Annotated in this window: 16 protein-coding genes, 1 rRNA gene and 1 pseudogene; 8 read left to right on the top strand and 10 right to left on the bottom strand. The window is 32.6% G+C overall.

The features are described 5' to 3' along the window. Positions 1–340 (bottom strand): cysteine dioxygenase family protein (locus HOH73_03080; GenBank protein ID MBT5827840.1); only part of this gene is annotated, 340 nt, incomplete at its 3' end. Positions 341–370: 30 nt separating this feature from the next. Between HOH73_03080 and HOH73_03075 the strand changes: the two genes are divergently transcribed. Next, positions 371–1,468 carry a PLP-dependent transferase gene (locus HOH73_03075; protein ID MBT5827839.1) on the top strand — a complete coding sequence of 366 codons (1,098 nt, stop codon included), beginning with the start codon at positions 371–373 and terminating at the stop codon, positions 1,466–1,468. Next, entirely contained in the window at positions 1,462–2,250 is a 789-nt protein-coding gene (xth, locus tag HOH73_03070) for an exodeoxyribonuclease III (GenBank protein ID MBT5827838.1), read from the top strand. The genes HOH73_03075 and xth (HOH73_03070) overlap by 7 nt, the downstream gene beginning before the upstream one ends. A 220-nt stretch (positions 2,251–2,470) precedes the next feature. Here xth (HOH73_03070) and HOH73_03065 read toward each other — a convergent pair whose 3' ends face one another. After that, positions 2,471–3,676 (bottom strand): 3-deoxy-D-manno-octulosonic acid transferase, encoded by a 1,206-nt coding sequence (locus HOH73_03065; protein ID MBT5827837.1) that lies wholly within the window; start codon positions 3,674–3,676, stop codon positions 2,471–2,473. 45 nt (positions 3,677–3,721) lie between these two features. Further along, positions 3,722–4,441, bottom strand: a complete 720-nt coding sequence (locus HOH73_03060; protein ID MBT5827836.1) for a lysophospholipid acyltransferase family protein — start codon at positions 4,439–4,441, stop codon at positions 3,722–3,724. 96 nt (positions 4,442–4,537) lie between these two features. Between HOH73_03060 and purE the strand changes: the two genes are divergently transcribed. After that, complete coding sequence (gene purE, locus HOH73_03055; protein ID MBT5827835.1) at positions 4,538–5,029, top strand: 5-(carboxyamino)imidazole ribonucleotide mutase; 492 nt, start codon at positions 4,538–4,540, stop codon at positions 5,027–5,029. A 15-nt stretch (positions 5,030–5,044) separates the two neighbouring features. Beyond that, positions 5,045–6,118: a 5-(carboxyamino)imidazole ribonucleotide synthase gene (locus HOH73_03050; protein ID MBT5827834.1), complete on the top strand. Its 1,074-nt coding sequence runs from the start codon at positions 5,045–5,047 to the stop codon at positions 6,116–6,118. A 343-nt stretch (positions 6,119–6,461) separates the two neighbouring features. Here HOH73_03050 and rpmB read toward each other — a convergent pair whose 3' ends face one another. Genes rpmB through HOH73_03030 form a run of 4 tightly spaced genes read right to left on the bottom strand, consistent with a single transcriptional unit; the run spans position 6,462 to position 8,461 of the window. Next, complete coding sequence (rpmB, locus tag HOH73_03045) at positions 6,462–6,770, bottom strand: 50S ribosomal protein L28 (GenBank protein ID MBT5827833.1); 309 nt, start codon at positions 6,768–6,770, stop codon at positions 6,462–6,464. A 43-nt stretch (positions 6,771–6,813) separates the two neighbouring features. Beyond that, positions 6,814–7,614: an exodeoxyribonuclease III gene (gene xth / locus HOH73_03040; protein MBT5827832.1), complete on the bottom strand. Its 801-nt coding sequence runs from the start codon at positions 7,612–7,614 to the stop codon at positions 6,814–6,816. Beyond that, complete coding sequence (locus tag HOH73_03035; protein MBT5827831.1) at positions 7,611–8,036, bottom strand: GNAT family N-acetyltransferase; 426 nt, start codon at positions 8,034–8,036, stop codon at positions 7,611–7,613. Before HOH73_03035 ends, xth (HOH73_03040) begins: the two co-directional genes overlap by 4 nt. Next, entirely contained in the window at positions 8,033–8,461 is a 429-nt protein-coding gene (locus HOH73_03030; GenBank protein MBT5827830.1) for a GNAT family N-acetyltransferase, read from the bottom strand. Before HOH73_03030 ends, HOH73_03035 begins: the two co-directional genes overlap by 4 nt. Positions 8,462–8,517: 56 nt before the next feature. On the opposite strand from HOH73_03030, the gene HOH73_03025 reads away from it, so the two are divergent. From HOH73_03025 to HOH73_03015, 3 genes are all read left to right on the top strand, one after another. After that, entirely contained in the window at positions 8,518–9,726 is a 1,209-nt protein-coding gene (locus HOH73_03025; protein ID MBT5827829.1) for an argininosuccinate synthase, read from the top strand. A gap of 4 nt (positions 9,727–9,730) precedes the next feature. After that, positions 9,731–10,288 carry a NifU family protein gene (locus HOH73_03020; protein MBT5827828.1) on the top strand — a complete coding sequence of 186 codons (558 nt, stop codon included), beginning with the start codon at positions 9,731–9,733 and terminating at the stop codon, positions 10,286–10,288. A gap of 79 nt (positions 10,289–10,367) precedes the next feature. Next, positions 10,368–11,615 carry a dicarboxylate/amino acid:cation symporter gene (locus HOH73_03015; protein MBT5827827.1) on the top strand — a complete coding sequence of 416 codons (1,248 nt, stop codon included), beginning with the start codon at positions 10,368–10,370 and terminating at the stop codon, positions 11,613–11,615. A gap of 91 nt (positions 11,616–11,706) precedes the next feature. Here HOH73_03015 and HOH73_03010 read toward each other — a convergent pair whose 3' ends face one another. From HOH73_03010 to secA, 3 genes and pseudogenes are all read right to left on the bottom strand, one after another. Beyond that, positions 11,707–13,317, bottom strand: coding sequence for a hypothetical protein (locus tag HOH73_03010; protein ID MBT5827826.1), 1,611 nt, complete (start codon positions 13,315–13,317; stop codon positions 11,707–11,709). A gap of 683 nt (positions 13,318–14,000) precedes the next feature. Continuing rightward, positions 14,001–14,792 (bottom strand): indole-3-glycerol phosphate synthase TrpC, encoded by a 792-nt coding sequence (gene trpC, locus HOH73_03005; GenBank protein MBT5827825.1) that lies wholly within the window; start codon positions 14,790–14,792, stop codon positions 14,001–14,003. Between the two features lie 6 nt (positions 14,793–14,798). After that, positions 14,799–17,472, bottom strand: a pseudogene (gene secA, locus HOH73_03000) (preprotein translocase subunit SecA). Between the two features lie 323 nt (positions 17,473–17,795). On the opposite strand from secA, the gene HOH73_02995 reads away from it, so the two are divergent. After that, positions 17,796–18,213, top strand: a 16S ribosomal RNA gene (locus HOH73_02995); the annotation flags it as partial.

Genomic DNA, 18,213 nt, shown 5'->3' with positions numbered 1-18,213 from the left:
TTAATTTTATATTTTTAAAATTTTGATTTTCTTTAATATAGCTGTAAGTTCGCTCTTCTGCTGTTCCTTGAAGTATTTTCATCCAGCAAGAAGAGCCATTATGATCATGTATTGGAGATTTATGTCCAATTTTCCAGCATAATAAGAGCATCTCAAATTTGTTATCCCGGTAAACCACATTCCTGGTGTATTTTTTTTCATTCCAAATACAATTTTCTGCAAGTTGCTTTACATCTAAATTTAAATTTGCCAAATAAGATTCAACTTTTTTTTTATCTAGAAAGTTGCAACTTGCTAATTTTTCAGCTAGATCTTTTAAGCTATTAATATAGTTTGTCATAACAAATTTTTTATTTAATTATATAATATTATGAGCAATTTGAAAAGTTTTTATTTAGGTTCAGTAAATCCACCTATATATCAGGCCTCCACTTTAGTGTTTGATAATTTAAGCGAGTTAGCAAAAGCAAAAAAATTATATGGGCGAGGTGGAACAGCCACTAATGATGTTTTGGCAGCAGAGATAGCAAAGTTAGAAAAAGCAGAAAAATCTATCATAGTAAGCTCTGGTGTTTCGGCCATTAGCTCGGTTTTACTTTCGATACTGAAGCAGAATGACCATATGCTAGTATGTAAATCAGCTTATGAGCCAACTAAAGATTTATGTAATGGTGTTTTAAGCAATTTTGGAGTTAAAACAGATTATTTTACCGGAAATGCTACTAGAACTGATGTAGAAAGTTTGATAACTGAAAAAACTAAAGTTATATTTTTAGAGTCACCCGCCTCTATTAGTTTTGAAATTCAAGATTTGGCAGAAATTGTGAAGCTTGCTAAAAAACACAATATTTTAACCATAATCGACAATACTTGGTCAGCTGGCTATTTTCTTAAGCCTTTAGATCTTGGTATAGATATTTCTATTCAATCACTATCCAAATATGTTTCTGGGCATTCTGACATTTTACTCGGTTCTATTAGCTTTAAAAATATAAAGTTATTCGAAGAAGTTTGGCCAAATTTTTATCAATTAGGTGATCATGCAAGCCCTCAAGATTGTTATCTTGCTTTCAGGGGTTTACAAACTTTACCTATACGCATGAGACAACATGAAACTAGTGCATTAAAGCTAACTAATTTATTAGAAAAAAATAGCAAAATAGCTAAAGTAATATACCCAGCCTTATCATCTTCTACGGAATATGCTAGATTTAAGAAATATTTTACAGGCAGTAATGGGTTAATTAGTATTGTGTTTAAAGATGAAATAAGTGAGTTAGAAGTTAAAAAATTCATTGATAACTTACATTATTTTAAATTAGGCTACTCGTGGGGTGGTTATGATAGCTTAGTGATGTATTATAAAGAGACTAAGCTTAGAAAAGCCATAGTTAGATTATCCATTGGTTTAGAGGATATAGATGTTTTAAGCTCAGATCTAGAAAATGCGCTGGCAAAAATATGCTAAATATTGCCTCTTGGAACATAAATTCAGTAAGACTTAGAATTAACTTATTAACAGAAATATTGACGCAAAATAATTTTGATGTGATTTGCTTGCAAGAAACTAAAACTCAAGATGAATTTTTCCCTGAAGCTTCAATCAAGAAATTAGGCTATAATTATCTGTATTATCGAGGTGAGAAATCATATAATGGTGTTGCAATTTTGTCCAAAATTCCCTTTAAAGATAAATTTTTCATCGATATGTGTAATAAAGGTGATAAAAGGCATGTAGCAGTAATATTAGAGAATGATATTACAATTCATAATTTTTATATACCAGCAGGTGGGGATGAACCAGATACACACATAAATCCTAAATTTGCGCACAAACTTCAATTTCTTGATGAGATGGCAAATTATTTTGAAATCAACAAACCAAAAAACAGCATTATCCTTGGCGATTTTAATATTGCTCCAAATGAGCATGATGTATGGTCACATAAGCAATTAAAAAATGTAGTCTCGCATACTGCAGTTGAAATAGAGAAATTAAGTTACTTAGCTAAAGCGGAAGACTGGCTTGATGCACATAGATTAGTCACACCTTTACACGAAAAATTATATAGCTGGTGGAGTTATAGAGCAAAAGATTGGCTTAAATCAAATAGAGGAAGAAGATTAGATCATATATGGTTCACCCCTGATCTAAAAACTTCATTTTTAGACGCTAAAATACACCAAGAATATAGAGGCTTTGAGAAGCCTAGTGATCACACCGTGATATCCACTAAATTTAGATTATAAATTATAATCAAAGCATCTTCCTTCTTGGAAATGTAGCCAATATTGATATTCATTACTAAAATTTTTAATATTTCCTTGTGTATTACATACCAGCCTAGGTGAGGTGCAGCCGCTCAAAATAATACTTAGAAATAAAAGCTTTTTCATAAATTTACACTAACAAGTTACATTCCTATCTTAGCAATGAATGAGAAGAAGTAAAAAGCTCAAATAATTATTGCTATAAGTAGCTTATAATAGTGGCTGAAGTTTCTTTTAAAATGTTTTTTCTTTTACTTATAAAGTTTTTTCCATTTTCTTTGATAGAGTCCCTATGTTTTTTGTCAGTAATTAGCTGGTAAATTTCTCTTTCTAGGTCAAATTCGTCATTAACTAGGATGGTAATATTTTGTGTGATTAAGTTTTGAAAAATATTCTTAAAATTAAAATAGTTTGGACCAGTAATAGTGATATTATTTAATCTTAATGCTTCATAGGGATTGTGCCCCCCCCTTTTTATTAAAGATCCGCCAATAAAAGAGATGTCACATAATTGGTAGAACAAACCTAACTCGCCGATAGTATCCGCTAAATAAATATCAGTTCTGTTAGTTATAGCCTCATTTTCTGAGCGAATAGTAGTAGCTACACTCTCTTTTAAACTATTAATGATCTCGTTTTTACGCTCTGGATGTCTTGGTATAATTATAGTCAGTAAGTTAGGTAAAGCTAATCTTAATTTGTGATGGAGGTCTGCTAATATTTTTTCTTCTCCTTGATGGGTGCTCACAGCTAAAAATAACTTTCTATCCTTCGTCTGTTTACGCAATTTAGTTAATTCTTTCTCGCTATGCGTAAGGGGAGGCGCATCTAACTTAAGATTGCCTATCAAAGAAATATTATTAAGGTTTAAGGCTCTAAATCTTGCAAGATCTTGTTCTTCTTGCGCTAGAATTAAGGAAAATTTTTCTAATAAGCTGCTGAAACATTTTTTATAGAGGTAATTTTTAACTTTTCCCTTATCAGAAATTCTGGCGTTTAAAAGTATAAGGGGAATATTTTGCTTATGTATTTCTGTGATAAAATTTGGCCATAATTCAGATTCAGTGAAAATAGCAATATCAGCTTTGTAATGATTAAGGAATTTCTGGACATTTTTTTTAAAATCAAAGGGCAAAAATTGATATATAGCATTTTTTGGTAATTTTTCTTTAGCAATTTTGGCAGAAGTCAAAGTAGTGGAGGTAAGTAATATAGTTACATCTTTTTTTTGCATTAATTCACTAATTAATGGTAATATAGAGATGGTTTCACCTACTGATACGGCATGAAACCAAATGAGCTTACCAGCTGGTTTTTTTGGCATAAGTCTTGCCATCTTTTCTGCAATAGAATTTTCATTATCTTTATTAATTCTAATTCTGCGCTTACAATAGGGGTTAACCATAAGAACTAAAATAGAAAGAATAAAATTATATAGCTGGAGCATTATCTATACTCTTTTTATGTTCTGGCTGCCAGATTCTACTTGATTATGGCTATAAAATTTATCAAGAGTTTTGGTCATTTTATTAAGTTTTTGTTCTAGTTTGTTTTTATGTTGGGCAATTTCTGTTTTACTTATTTTTTTTGCAACAGAAATTGGTTCACCATAATTTACTGTAATGTGATTAAATAGTCTGGGTATTAGCATTTTATCCCAACTATTAAAGAATCTTGCATATTTGGCGCTATAGCTAAGTGGGATGATAATTGAGTTAGTGCGCGCAGCAATTTCTATGATTGCACTATTAATTTTCATATTAGGTCCTCTTGGTCCATCTGGTGTGATACATAATCGTTGTTTTTTACTTTTTAGAATTTTAAGAATTTGTTTAAGTGCTGCAAAGCCACCATCGGAGGAAGATCCAGATATAGTTTTTGAATTAAACTTCCTGACAAATGCTGCTATAGTTTGCCCATCTCTATGCTTTGAAACCAAGGAATAATTTTCATATTTATATAAGCTTGAACATATCATCACGCTATAAAATATTCTACCATGCCATACTGCAAAAATAATAGGTTGATTTTGTTCATTTGCAAAATTTAGATGATTTACATTCTGTATTTTGACAATAGAGGTTAATCTAACTAGCCATAAATATAAGGCTGCTGTAAGAGCTATCAACTCAGTAAAAAATTTAGTTTTAAGTAGCTTTTTAATAAACATAGGCATTATTTTAACGCAGCTTTTAATATTTGGAAGCAATTTTCTTGCCAGCTTAAAATCTTTCTGTTAAATTGCTGTTTTAATAAATTACTGCTTATGTCAAAAAACAAAAAGGCTTTAGTTAGTGTAATCATGGGAAGTCAGAGCGACTGGGAAAGTATGAGCTACGCTACCGAGCTACTTCGTAATTTAGCTATTCCTTTTGAGCAAAAAATAATTTCAGCGCACAGAACCCCAGATAGGTTATTTGAATATGCGAAATCTGCAGAATCTAATGGTTTAAAAGTAATTATCGCAGGTGCAGGTGGTGCCGCCCATTTGCCTGGTATGGTAGCGTCGCTTACTAAGTTGCCAGTATTGGGAGTACCAATAGAAAGCAAGGCTTTAAAAGGTATGGATAGCTTGCTTTCAATAGTGCAGATGCCGGCTGGAATACCTGTAGCCACTTTTGCAATTGGCAAAGCTGGAGCTAAAAATGCAGCGCTTACAGCAGCCGCTATTTTAGCGCTTCAAGATACAGAAGTTGCACAAAATCTAACATTATTTCGTCAGAACCAATCAGACTCAGTTGCAACTGAGCCTCAATAAACGCCTTTAGTTATTATGTTTAAAGATAGAAGATTAAAAGCAGGTGATATTATTGGTATCTTTGGTGGTGGTCAATTAGCGCGCATGATGTGTTTTGAAGCTGCGAAATTAGGCTTTAAAACTTTGATTTACTCAGATAATGAAAATAGCCCAGCTTTTCAAGTTTCATCCTTCCATATATGTGCAGATTACCATGATAAAGTTAGCTTGACTGAGTTTGCTAATAAAGTATCTGCTGTAACTTTTGAGTTTGAAAATATACCAGTAGAAACTTTAGAGCTGATCCAAAATCAGTTGCCTTTAAGACCAAATAGTAAGGCCTTAGCAGTAAGTCAAAATAGAGTGGTAGAGAAAAAGTTTTTTAATGATAACAACATTAAAACAACTTCTTTTACTGAAGTTAAAACAGAACAAGATTTTCAAATTGCCTGCAAAAAATATCAGGAGTCTATTTTAAAGACAGCTATCTTAGGTTATGATGGTAAGGGTCAGTTTGCTATAAATCAAGACAGTAATTTGGCAAAAATATGGCAACAAGCTTCAAGCCTAAATTTACCATTAATATTAGAAAAAAAAATACAATTTGATCAAGAGTTATCAATTATCTCAGCAAGAAGCATAGATGGTAAAATAGTTTTTTATGATCTAGCTAAAAATATTCACCAAGGAGGTATTTTGAGAGAGAGTTTTTTCCCAGCAGTGGTTAGCCACGAAATCAAGCTAAAAGCGCAAAATATAGCGGAGAAAACTCTAGAAGCATTAAATTATGTTGGAGTTTTGGCGATAGAATTTTTTCTGCAAGGAGAAGATCTTTTAGTAAATGAATTTGCTCCAAGACCACATAATAGTGGTCATTTTTCTTTAGATGCATGTTTGCACTCACAGTTTGAGCAGGCCATTAGAGCAGCGGCGGGTATGAGTGTAATAGAGGCAGAATTGTTGTTTTCTGGACGAATGGTAAATTTAATTGGTGATGAGATAAATCAATTAAGTGAGCTTAATCAAGATAGTTCAGTTAAAACTCATCATTATGGAAAAATGGAAGCTAAAAAAGGTCGCAAAATGGGTCATTATGTGGTTAGGGGGTAGCATGGCTGCAGTTTAGCAAATTGTCGCTTTGATCCGTAAAATCTAGCTGTATATTTTTACTTAAGTTGGAGATAAATTAATAAGCCAAAATTCACCAAAGTGATTAAGCAGATAGTTTATTGTAGGGGGTAGTTATATTTAAAATGAAATTTTTAAGCTAATGTTACTAGTTTTGTGCTGTATACTGTTGGAGTAAAGCTAATTTATTGCTATAATTTTTAACTTCATAGAAGGCTAACACATCGTTCGAAAAAAAGCTTATTATACAAAATAAGTTTCAACCCTAGTTAAGATGAATTGGTATTTATTTATTTGTTAGTTTTTATGCTAACGCGCGTGATTTTTACTTAGAAGCTTCAACTTTGTTATCGTCGCTTGCAATGATTTTTTTGATTTTTCTTCTAAATTTTTGACCTAATTCACTTAGATTTTTAGCTTTACTGTTGATAAGAAAATTATCTATGCCACCTTTGAAATCAACGGTTCTGATGGTTCTGGAAGTAACATTTAAAGATATTTTTCCTAAATATTGGCTAATAAAAGTAGCTGACTGAATGTTAGGCACAAAGCGTCTTCTAGTTTTTCTATTTGAGTGAGAAACATTATTTCCGAATTGGGTTTTTGTTCCTTTTAAACTACATTTTCTTGCCATTTGATCTAAAAAAAAGTGAGGCTGCAATATAATGCTCTTAAATCTAAAGGTCAAGAGTTTTAAAAGTAGCAACTATTGGTGCATGATCTGATGGCTTTTCTAGCTTGCGATATGATTCTAAAATATCGGCATTGGTTAAATAGTCGGTAGCTTTGTGGTTAGTTAAGATGTAATCGATTCTCAGCCCTTTATTTTGTGCAAATGAACCCCCTCTATAATCCCACCAGCTAAAAGCAGCTTGTTGTGGCCTTTTTAATCTGTAACTATCATTAAGGTCGCAGGAAAGCAAGGAACGAAAGGCTTTTCTTTCTGTATGAGAGCAGCAAATAGCTTCATTTAATTTGTTTTTATCATATAAATCAATATCTTCATTAGCTACATTAAAGTCTCCAGCCAGTATAATATTTTCATCATATGTAGCTAAATTACTCAGATGTTGCTCTAGCCTTCGATAAAAATTTAATTTATAATTGAATTTCTCCGAACCTAATTCTTGTCCATTGGGAATATATGCAGAAATAACCCGCCAAATTTCCTGTCCAACTGTAATTAAAATTTCAATATATCTGGCTTGCTCATCCATATCGTCAATTTCATAGCTTGGTAACTTGGTAACTATTTCTTCTATGGGGTATTTGCTAAATATAGCTACACCATTAAAGGTCTTTTGTCCTACTACATTTATATTATAGCCATAATTTTCAAATTCTTGATAGGGAAATTTTTCCTCTAAAGTTTTAGTTTCTTGGAAGAGAATTAAATCAGGATTTTCTTCCTTGATTAATTTTTGCACATGATTGATGCGCTGTTTAATAGAATTTACATTCCAGCAGATTAACTTCATAATTCTTTGATAAAATGATAAGCATTAATAGAAAAATTTTCCCTAAAATAGGTTTTGTGTGAATTGTTATTAGCGATATATGAATCCAAAGCAATTTTAGAGCATTTAGTTTTTAGCGCTATTTGTTCTACTTTTTTAAAAAGTGATTGTACAATGCCAAGATTCCTAAATTTAGGTTTAATATACAAGCTGGATAACTGCAAATATTTGCCGCAATATATTAAATACCCACTATTTAAACAAGTGATAGCTACAGCCTCATTTTGTTGATAAGCTATTAATAAATGAAAATCTTTTTGTTTTTTTAAGCTATATATAGCTTTTTTTAGCTCTTCTTGGTTTTTATCCTGATATAGCTCACCTAATAATTGTAGTGCTCCTTTAGCGTTAAATATATGCTTGTATGTTTTGAGGTTAATCATAGTAATTTCATTAGGTGAAAGCCTTTAATAGCAAAATTATTTTTACTGTATAATTTTAATGCTTTGTTATTTTCGCTGTAAGTATCAAGCACATAATATTTGGCCTTTTCCTTTCGTGCAATATTTTCTATAAAATTTATTAACTTTTGTCCAATTTTTTGCGCACGATATTCGGGTTGCACAATTAAGCTGTCTATCTGCAAATATTTGCCACTATGCAACCTAACCCCAAGCCAATAGGCACAAACAGCAATGATATTTTGATTGTCCGTGGCGCAAATAAATTCTATGTTATGCTCAAACATCCATTTTAAATTATTTTTAAATATTTGTTCATTTTCATCTGGATACATGATCTTGTATAAGGGATAAGTTTCGAATAAATTATCTAGCTTAGTAATATTTTTAATTTCTATGCTATTCATTTTGACTATTGCGTTGCTTTACTATATATATTTTCAGTAAAATTAAGGTTTTGCAAGTGGAAAATAAAATCAAAAAAATAGTATTAGCATATTCGGGAGGCTTAGACACTTCTATAATCTTAAAATGGTTGCAAGAAACTTATAATGCTGAGGTTGTTACTTTTACAGCAGATATTGGTCAAGGAGAAGAGATAGAGCCAGCGCGTAACAAAGCAAAAGCAATGGGCGTGAAAGAAATTTTTGTTGAGGATCTCAAGGAAGAATTTGTACGAGATTATGTTTTTCCTATGTTTAGAGCTAATACGGTATATGAGGGTACATATTTGTTAGGTACCTCTATAGCAAGACCATTAATTGCCAAAAGATTAGTGGAGATTGCCAAAAGAGTGGGCGCAGATGCAGTGTCACATGGGGCTACAGGTAAGGGTAATGATCAGGTTAGGTTTGAACTTGGTTGTTATGCTCTTAAGCCAGACATAAAAATTCTGGCACCATGGCGTGAGTGGGATTTAAATTCGCGTAAAAAATTAATTGAATATGCTAAAAATCACAATATAGAAATTGCTGCCGGTAAAGAAAATGAGGCTCCATATTCAATGGACGCAAATTTATTGCATATTTCATATGAAGGTAATGCATTAGAAGATCCTTGGTTAGAATATAAACAGGATATTTTGCAAAGAACAAAATCATATCATGAATTGCCGAATGAAGCAGAAGATATTGAGATAGAATTTGCAAAGGGTGATCCAGTTGCCATTAATAATCAAAAACTTAGCCCAGCTAACTTACTTGCTAAATTAAATGAATATGGAGGAAAGCATGGTATAGGCTTACTAGACATCGTTGAGAATCGTTTTGTAGGTATTAAGTCAAGAGGTATATATGAAACACCAGGTGGTACAATTTTACTTGCTGCACACAGAGCTATAGAATCAATTACCTTAGATAGAGAGGCAATGCATTTAAAAGATGAATTGATGCCCCGCTATGCTAAAATTATTTATAATGGCTTTTGGTTTTCACCTGAGCGCTTAATGTTACAAGCGGCAATTGATAAGTCACAAGAAAATGTCTCAGGTGTCGTTAGATTAAAATTATTTAAAGGTCAGGCCTATATTTCTGGGCGAAAATCCAATAGCTCTCTTTATAACGCAAATTTAGCTTCATTCGACGAAGATGGTGGCTACAGCCAAAAAGATGCAGAAGGATTTATTAAATTAAATGCTCTAAGATTACGCCAAAACAACCAAGATTTCCAATAAAATTATGTTCATACAAACAGAAGAAACACCAAATCCATCAACCTTAAAATTCTCACCAGGTGTTCCAGTTATGGGAACGGGGACAGCTGCTTTTGCTAAAAAAGAAGATTGTGCTGATTCACCACTTGCAGAAAAGTTATTTGCTTCAGGTCAGGTTAGAGGTGTGTTTTTAGGTTCTGATTTTATTACAGTAACGAAGGTTGACGAGACAGAATGGCATGTATTAAAAACTGAAATACTTGCAATTATTATGGATCATTATGTCTCTGGGGGTGAGGTTTACATTAAAAAAGCAGAAAAAGATGTAAAAGAACCCGCAGGTGATGAAAGTGCAGTAGTAACCCAAATTAAAGAATTATTAGAAGAGCGGGTAAGGCCTGCTGTTGCTATGGATGGTGGCGATATAATTTTTCACAAATATGAGGAAGGAGTAGTGTATTTAGAAATGCATGGCTCATGCTCTGGCTGTCCTAGCTCTGATGTTACACTTAAAAATGGTGTGGAAAATATGTTAAAACATTTCGTTCCTGAAATAGTTAGAGTAGAAGCAATAGATAACTAAGCTATAGTGAGTGATATAAAAAGAATTTGACTAACATTTTTTATAACCTAAGCTCACCACAACTTTTTAGGTAGTAAATATGTTAAAATTATGGCAGCAAATTTTTCTAGGAATGATACTTGGTGCTGTGGCTGGCATATTTTTCGGTGAATATACCACTTACTTAAAACCTCTTGGTGACATTTTTATTAATATGATAAAGATGATTGTGGTCCCATTAATCTTTTTCTCCATTTCATCTGCTATTACTTCAATGGAGCAATCGCATAGTTTAGGCAGAATTGGAGGTAAAAGTATTTTAATTTATTTGGTTTCAACTGCAATAGCAATTGCGATAGGTTTATGTCTAGCTAATATTTTTGACCCATCAGCAGGAGTAAAGCATACCGAAATGTTTGGTAAAGCAACTAATGTTGAGGCAACAGCTATTTCATTTACAGACACTATTGTAGGTATGATACCGACTAACCCAGTTAAAGCTATGGCTGATGGTAATGTATTGCAAATTATAGTATTTGCATTATTTCTTGGAACAGCCGTTAATATAGCAGGAAAGAAAGTGCAAAAAGTAGCTGATAGTTTGAGTGAAATAGCAGAGGTTATATATTCGCTTACAGGCATCATTATGAAATTTGCGCCAATTGGTGTTTTTGCTTTAATAGGCTGGGTAGTTGGCACGCAAGATCCTGAAATTTTGAAATCTTTGGTTAAGGTTGTCATCTTGGTAATATCAGCTTGTTTGTTACACACTATTATTGTTTATTCTCTTTTTATAGGCGCTCTTGCTAGACTTAATCCTATTAAATTTTTTAAGAAAATAATAGATGCACAAATATTAGCTTTTTCTACCTCAAGTAGTTCAGCAACCCTGCCAATAACTATGCAAGTTGCTGAAGATAAACTAGGAGTTTCAAAAAGTACGGCAAATTTTGTTTTACCTTTAGGTTCAACCGTTAATATGGATGGAACAGCTATATATTTAGGTATTGCTACTGTATTTGTTGCAGGTTTAGTTGGTGTAGATTTAACTATGGCAGATTATGCAACAGTGGTATTTACGGCAACTTTAGCTTCAATAGGAGCGGCAGGCATACCAGGTGTAGCACTTGTAATGATGTCTATGGTATTTGCTTCAATTGGCTTGCCAATCGAAGCAATCGCAATAATTGCAGGAGTAGATCGTTTACTTGATATGGTAAGAACTACAGTAAATGTAACAGGAGATTTAGCTATATCCGTTGTAATTGATCGCTCAGAGGGTAATTTTAATGAGGAGATATTTAATAAAGATGACAGTGATTTAAACTTAAAATCATTGCCAAAATAATTTTTATTTCACCTAAGTTAACTTTATATTATGTTAATAATATAAATTATGAACTATAAAGCAGAAATAATATAGCGGGTTATAGTTAGTTTTAGACGCTATATCCCATGGGCCCTTTTTGCGCCCTTAGTGCAGCATATCTTTGATCATCCGGTTTTTTATTCCTTTCTTTTATTCTATTTTCCCAACCTTTAGGTTGTGCTGGAATATTAGTTGTTGTAACAGTTTCAGCTACTGTTCCAGTATGAGATAGATTTTGGGGTCCTTCTGCCGTTCTTGCTGCTGCTTGTCCTCCTGCTTCTTGCGCTGCTGCTGATTGCCTTGCCAATCTAGCATCTATCTGGCTATTAAGCTCAGTTAACTCACTTTCCACTAGTTTATCTATTGTTTTTTTAGCTGCTCTATCTCCTGTATCATAATGATATGTGTATGTTGCATCGCCATTTTTAGCTATATTATCAGGTAAGTTTGATTCTAATAAAACATTTAATCTAGCGATTAATTCTGCCAGATAGGCTGGTTGAGCATCGACTTCTGCTGCAACAATTTTGGTTTTAGCAAATCTTATGATATCTTGTAATTGGGCTGCAATAGTTTTAGCAACTATTGTTGCTTTGGTTGTTATAGCATTTTCCAAATCTGGTTCAAATAAATTTTTTGTTTTTGGATTTGCAATTTCTCTGATTAATGCATCTGATAATTTACCTGATAAAAATTGGCTAACCATATGAGAAATAGTTGAACCTGGATGAATAACTTTATTAAATTTTGTCTCTAGATCTCTGCTAAACTTCAAAAGATCATCTATGTTTGTAATATTAGCTAACGATGTTTCTATAGCTGTGAGTAAATCTGTTGCAGATGCAGGAAAGCTTTGTGTTATTATTTGTAACATAGCACTTGCTTTAAGAGCTTGCTTAATTACTTCGTCATTAGTTTCCAAATCAATATCCTCACTTGCACCTGAGAGTTTTAATAATAAGGTAATTTGTTTATTAGCTCGTATTTCTGCAATAAATAAAGGCGTTATACCAATAGTTGTAGCCTGATTTACATTTGCTTTTCTCTCTAGTAATAGCTGTGCTACAGCGAGTTGACCAGCAAATGTTGCAATAAATAAAGGCGTTCTTCCATACTTGTCAGCTTTATTTACATCTGCTCTGTTATCTAGTAATAGCTGTGCTACATCGAGTTGACCTTTTCGTGCTGCAATAAATAAAGGCGTTTCTCCATAAGTGTTAGTTTGATTTACATCTGCTCTTCTCTCTAGTAATAGCTTTGCTACATCGAGTTTACCTTTTCGTGCTGCAATAAATAAAGGCGTTGTTCCTGCAAAAGGTCCATTAGTTGGAGCCAGATTTACCTCTGCTCCACTATCTATTAATAGCTTTGCTACATCGAGTTGACCATTTTGTGCTGCAATAAATAAAGGCGTTCTTCCTGCAAAAGGTCCATTAGTTGGAGCCAGATTTACCTCTGCTCCACTATCTATTAATAGCTTTGCTACAGCGAGTTGACCTTTTCGTGCTGCAATAAATAAAGGCGTTTTTCCTGCAAGAGGTCCATTAGTTGGAGCCAGATTTACATTTGCTACGCCTGCTATTATCTTTTTTATTTCTTCAAGATCATTTTTTACTATAATTGCTTTTACTAAATCTTTTATGGTATATTGGTTTTGTCTTGAACATCTAAATAGTCTCATAACACCCTAAAATAATAATTATGCTATTTATTATAACATAATTTTTAGGTCTATGCAAACATTTCTCTGTTATAAAGTATATTTTGCCTTAAAATATAATTTTATTTTTCTTTATAAGAAAGATTAGCCTTTAATTATATATCTTACATTTTCTATTTTGTTAATCCAATTGATTTTTATAGTTAAAGTTATGATGTTAAGATTATAGCTGTGATATTAAGTGAAATCATATCTTTTTGAGGTGTGGCAGATTTGTGATTTGTTTTTTATCTAATATGAGGGTTATTATTCGTTTTAACAAAAATATTTAAGTTGAACATGCTAAGGTAAGCTTCTTAGAGCGCGGTTAGTTAAGTTTAGTTAAAAAATAAAATAGTACAGATTAGTAGCTATAGAGCAAAAACCTAAACCTGAGAATTTTATAGAATATATAAGGGGAGAGCTTAATGTAGCAACAATAAGTTTTGATTAGTTGAAATAACCAATTCTTCTGCTCTTCTTTAGCTAATTATTAACATCTTAGATTATATTATATATTTCAAACTTTCTGTGTATTTGGATGTACTTAACTAAAACTAAGAATGTAGCAAATTAAAATACCAGAAGATGATATTTAAAATAGCTCTACTATGGTAGGCAGGCTTTGATTAAATGTGAAAATTATGATATAAACAAATAATTATTTAATTATTAATTAGCTCTTCAAGTGCTATAGAAATGTTATTTTGTTTCATTAAATAGCCGCCAATTAGAAAAGAATTTAACCCAAAAGAACGCAAAGTTTGATAATCAGCAAAGCTATTAATGCCACTTTCGCAAATTAATATTTTATCTTCTGGCAAATGCTTTTTGAGATTTTTAATATTATCTAAAGAAGTAGCCAAAGTTTTTAAATTACGGTTATTTATGCCAATTAACCTTGTTTTCAATGAAAGAGAATTAATTAGCTCCTCTTCATTATATGATTCTACTAAAACATCGAGGCCAAGTGAATTAGCTAACTCTTCATATTCTTTAGCCTGCGCTTTGGACAAGCAGGACATGATTAGTAAGATGGCATCAGCACCAATGTATTTAGCTTGATATATTTGGTATTCATCAATTATAAAATCTTTTCTTAAAATAGGTAATGCAGAATTTTCTTTAGCAATTTTTATATATTCATTTGAGCCCTGAAAATATTTCTCATCGGTTAAAACTGAAAGGCAACAAGCCCCACCATTCTTATAACTATTAGCGATCTCAGCTACATTTATAGTTTCTTTTAATAAGCCCTGAGATGGAGATCTTTGTTTGATTTCTGCTATTATTGCAGGTTTATTCTCAGCAATTTGATGAAGAATACTCTTGGTGAAATTACTTTTATTAGCTAAGTTTAGAACCTGTTCTTTTACTTGCTTCAGAGATAATGATTTTTGATCTCTTATAATAATATCCTGCTTATATGCGCAGATTTCTGTTAAAATATTAGTCATCTTATATTAAATTTTCCCATGACAATGTTTATATTTCTTACCACTACCACAAGGACATAGCTCATTGCGACCAACTTTACCCCAGCTATTTTCATTATTAGGGTCACGATCTGCTGAATTAATTTTACCAGTAACTTTTTGCTCTTTTGTTTTACCAATAGTTGTTAGATTGGCTTTGTTTTCACTAGTATTTTCTGGTGCTTTACTTAATTTGTTATTGATAAACTCTTCAGAATTACTTGAGATTTGAGCATGAAAAACCCTCTTCACAGTATTAACCATTAAATTACTCAATAAGTCTTCAAACATCTCAAAAGCTTCTCTTTTATATTCGTTGAGAGGGTCTTTTTGGCCATAAGCTCTTAAATTTATACCAGTTTTAAGATGCTCTACCATACTTAAATGATCACGCCATAAATTGTCTAAAGTCATTAATAATATATTTTTTTTCTAACATATCCATAATGTTGTGACCAAAATCAGCCCTTTTTGCATTTATGTTTTGCTTAGTTATGTAGTGGACTTTGTCTAAAATATCAGCTTCATTAACATCTCCTTTTTGAGCGAACTCTTCAATATAAAAAAGCTGACCATAAATTTCGTGCAACTCAATATCTAGAGTTGATAGATTCCAGTTTTCCACATATGATTTAGCTGGAATATTTTTGCTAACCAAATTTTGATTAGTCTCATTAATGAAATCTAAAATGGTACCAGATACTTTATCAGCTGAAATTATTTCACGCCTTTTCTCATAAATTACTTGTCTTTGCTCATTGAGGACATCATCAAATTTAATAAGATTCTTTCTAATTTCAAAATTATGCCCTTCCACTTTCTTTTGTGCTTTTTCAAGAGCTTTACTAATCCAAGGGTGATTAATGGACTCATCATCCTTAAAGCCTATTTTAGTCATAAAGCTGCTGATTTTATCAGAGCCAAAAATACGCATCAAATCATCTTCTAAAGACAAGAAAAACTTACTTTCACCTGGGTCACCTTGCCGGCCAGATCTACCTCTTAATTGATTATCTATCCTTCTAGATTCATGTCTTTCTGTTCCTATAACATAAAGTCCTCCACTTGCTAATACTTGCTGTTTCTCTTCTTCCACTAATTTTTCCGCTGCTATTTTTGCTATGCCATCACTTTCTAACATTTCAACATTACCACCAAGCTTTATGTCAGTACCACGACCAGCCATATTAGTTGCAATAGTTATTGCCCCAGATCTTCCAGCTTGTGCTATAATATGTGCTTCACTAGTATGATGTTTTGCATTTAAAACATTATGAGGAATTTTTTCTTTTTTAAGTAACTTTGCAATTAATTCCGATTTTTCTATACTTACAGTACCTACTAAAACAGGTTGCTTTTTTTTATAACATTCCTTTATTTGCTTAATTATAGCTAAATATTTTTGCTCAATATTTTTGTAAATTTGATCTTCATTATCTATTCTAGCTTCATTTTTGTGGGTCGGGATAGTAATGACTTCTAAATTATATATGGAGTGAAATTCAGCTGCTTCGGTTAATGCAGTTCCAGTCATTCCTGCTAACTTTTTATAATTTCTAAAGTAATTTTGAAAAGTAGTAGAGGCTAAAGTTTTATTCTCTCTTTGGATATTAACATTTTCCTTAGCCTCCAAAGCTTGGTGCAGACCTTCTGAAAATCTTCTACCATCCATTACTCTGCCAGTAAATTCATCAATAATTTGTACTTTGCCTTCCCTTATAATGTAGTCTACTTCATTTTTAAATAAATGCTCAGCTTTTAATGCCTGATTTATATGATGTACTAAAGCAACATTTTCAATGTCATATAGTGAGCTATTGGCAGGTAATAAATTATTGGCTCGTAAAATCTTTTCTACATTATCATTACCTATTTCTGTTAATAAAGCAGATTTGCTTTTTTCATCAATTTCAAAGTCTTCTTTATGTAACTTAGGAATGATTTTAACTATTTTGGCATAAATTTTAGAGTCATCATCAGCTGGGCCAGAAATAATTAAAGGAGTTCTTGCCTCATCAATTAAAATGGAGTCTACTTCGTCAATTATAGCAAAGTTAAGGCCTTTTTGGGCAATAGATTCTTGCTCTAGTTTTAAGTTGTCACGCAAATAATCAAAGCCAAATTCATTATTTGTGCCATAAGTTATGTCAGCTTCATATGCTATTTTACGCTCCTCTTCAGTAATGCCTGCGTGAATACAGCCAACATTTAAGCCTAGAAATTTAAAAATTTTATCCATCCACTCAGAGTCACGCTTAGCAAGATAGTCATTAACTGTAACTAAGTGAACAGACTGCCCAGTTAAAGCATTTAAGTAAGAAGGTAAGGTTGAAACTAAAGTTTTACCTTCTCCAGTTTTCATTTCGCTAATCATACCTTTATGTAATACAATGCCACCTATTAGCTGCACATCAAAATGGCGCATATTTAATGTTCTTTTTGCAGCTTCTCTGCAAGTTGCGAATGCGTGAGGTAAAATATCCTCTAAAGTCTTTCCATTATTTAATTGCTCTTTAAATAATGCGGTTTGTTGTGCGAGCTCTTGGTCAGATAATTTAACATATGTGCTCTCTAAATTATTGATTATGTTAACAGTTTTTTGAAAAACTTTGAGTTGCTTGTCGTTAGGTGAGCCAAAAAATTTTTCAGTTAAGGAGAATATCATGATAAATTGTTTAATTTTTATATAATTTAATATATATCTTTAAAATAAATTAAAAGGAAGAGTTTTAATGACAAAGCAAGTAAAACAAAGCTTTAGCAATGGAATTTACAGCAATCTTTTAGGCTTGCAAATTAGGTTTATGCTAAAAAATATAAAAAAAACTAAAAATACATTTGACTATTAAGAAGCTGTTGGTTAAAACTACTACTCTCCTTGTAAAGAGGATGTTCTTTGATAAAGTAAATATTTGTTCGGTAAGATTTAAGGGTAGCGAGCATTGAAAAATTTAATGTTTCGGATCTATTTATAGATCCGCATGTTCAAACTTGAGAGTTTGATCCTGGCTCAGAACGAACGCTGGTGGTATGCTTAACACATGCAAGTCGAACGGACGTGGCCTAGCTTGCTAGGATTCTGTCAGTGGCGCACGGGTGAGTAACGCGTGGGAATCTACCCAATAGTATGGAATAACAACCAGAAATGGTTGCTAATACCATATACGCCCTTCGGGGGAAAGATTTATTGCTATTGGATGAGCCCGCGTTGGATTAGCTAGTTGGTAGGGTAAAGGCCTACCAAGGCTACGATCTATAGCTGGTTTGAGAGGATGATCAGCCACACTGGGACTGAGACACGGCCCAGACTCCTACGGGAGGCAGCAGTGAGGAATATTGGACAATGGGCGCAAGCCTGATCCAGCCATGCCGCGTGAGTGATGAAGGCCTTAGGGTTGTAAAG

The sequence above is a fragment of the Alphaproteobacteria bacterium genome (assembly GCA_018667735.1).
GTDB lineage: Bacteria > Pseudomonadota > Alphaproteobacteria > Rickettsiales > JABIRX01 > JABIRX01.
The sequence above is the reverse complement of the archived record's forward strand: the minus strand, read 5'-3'. Positions and strand labels throughout refer to the sequence as shown.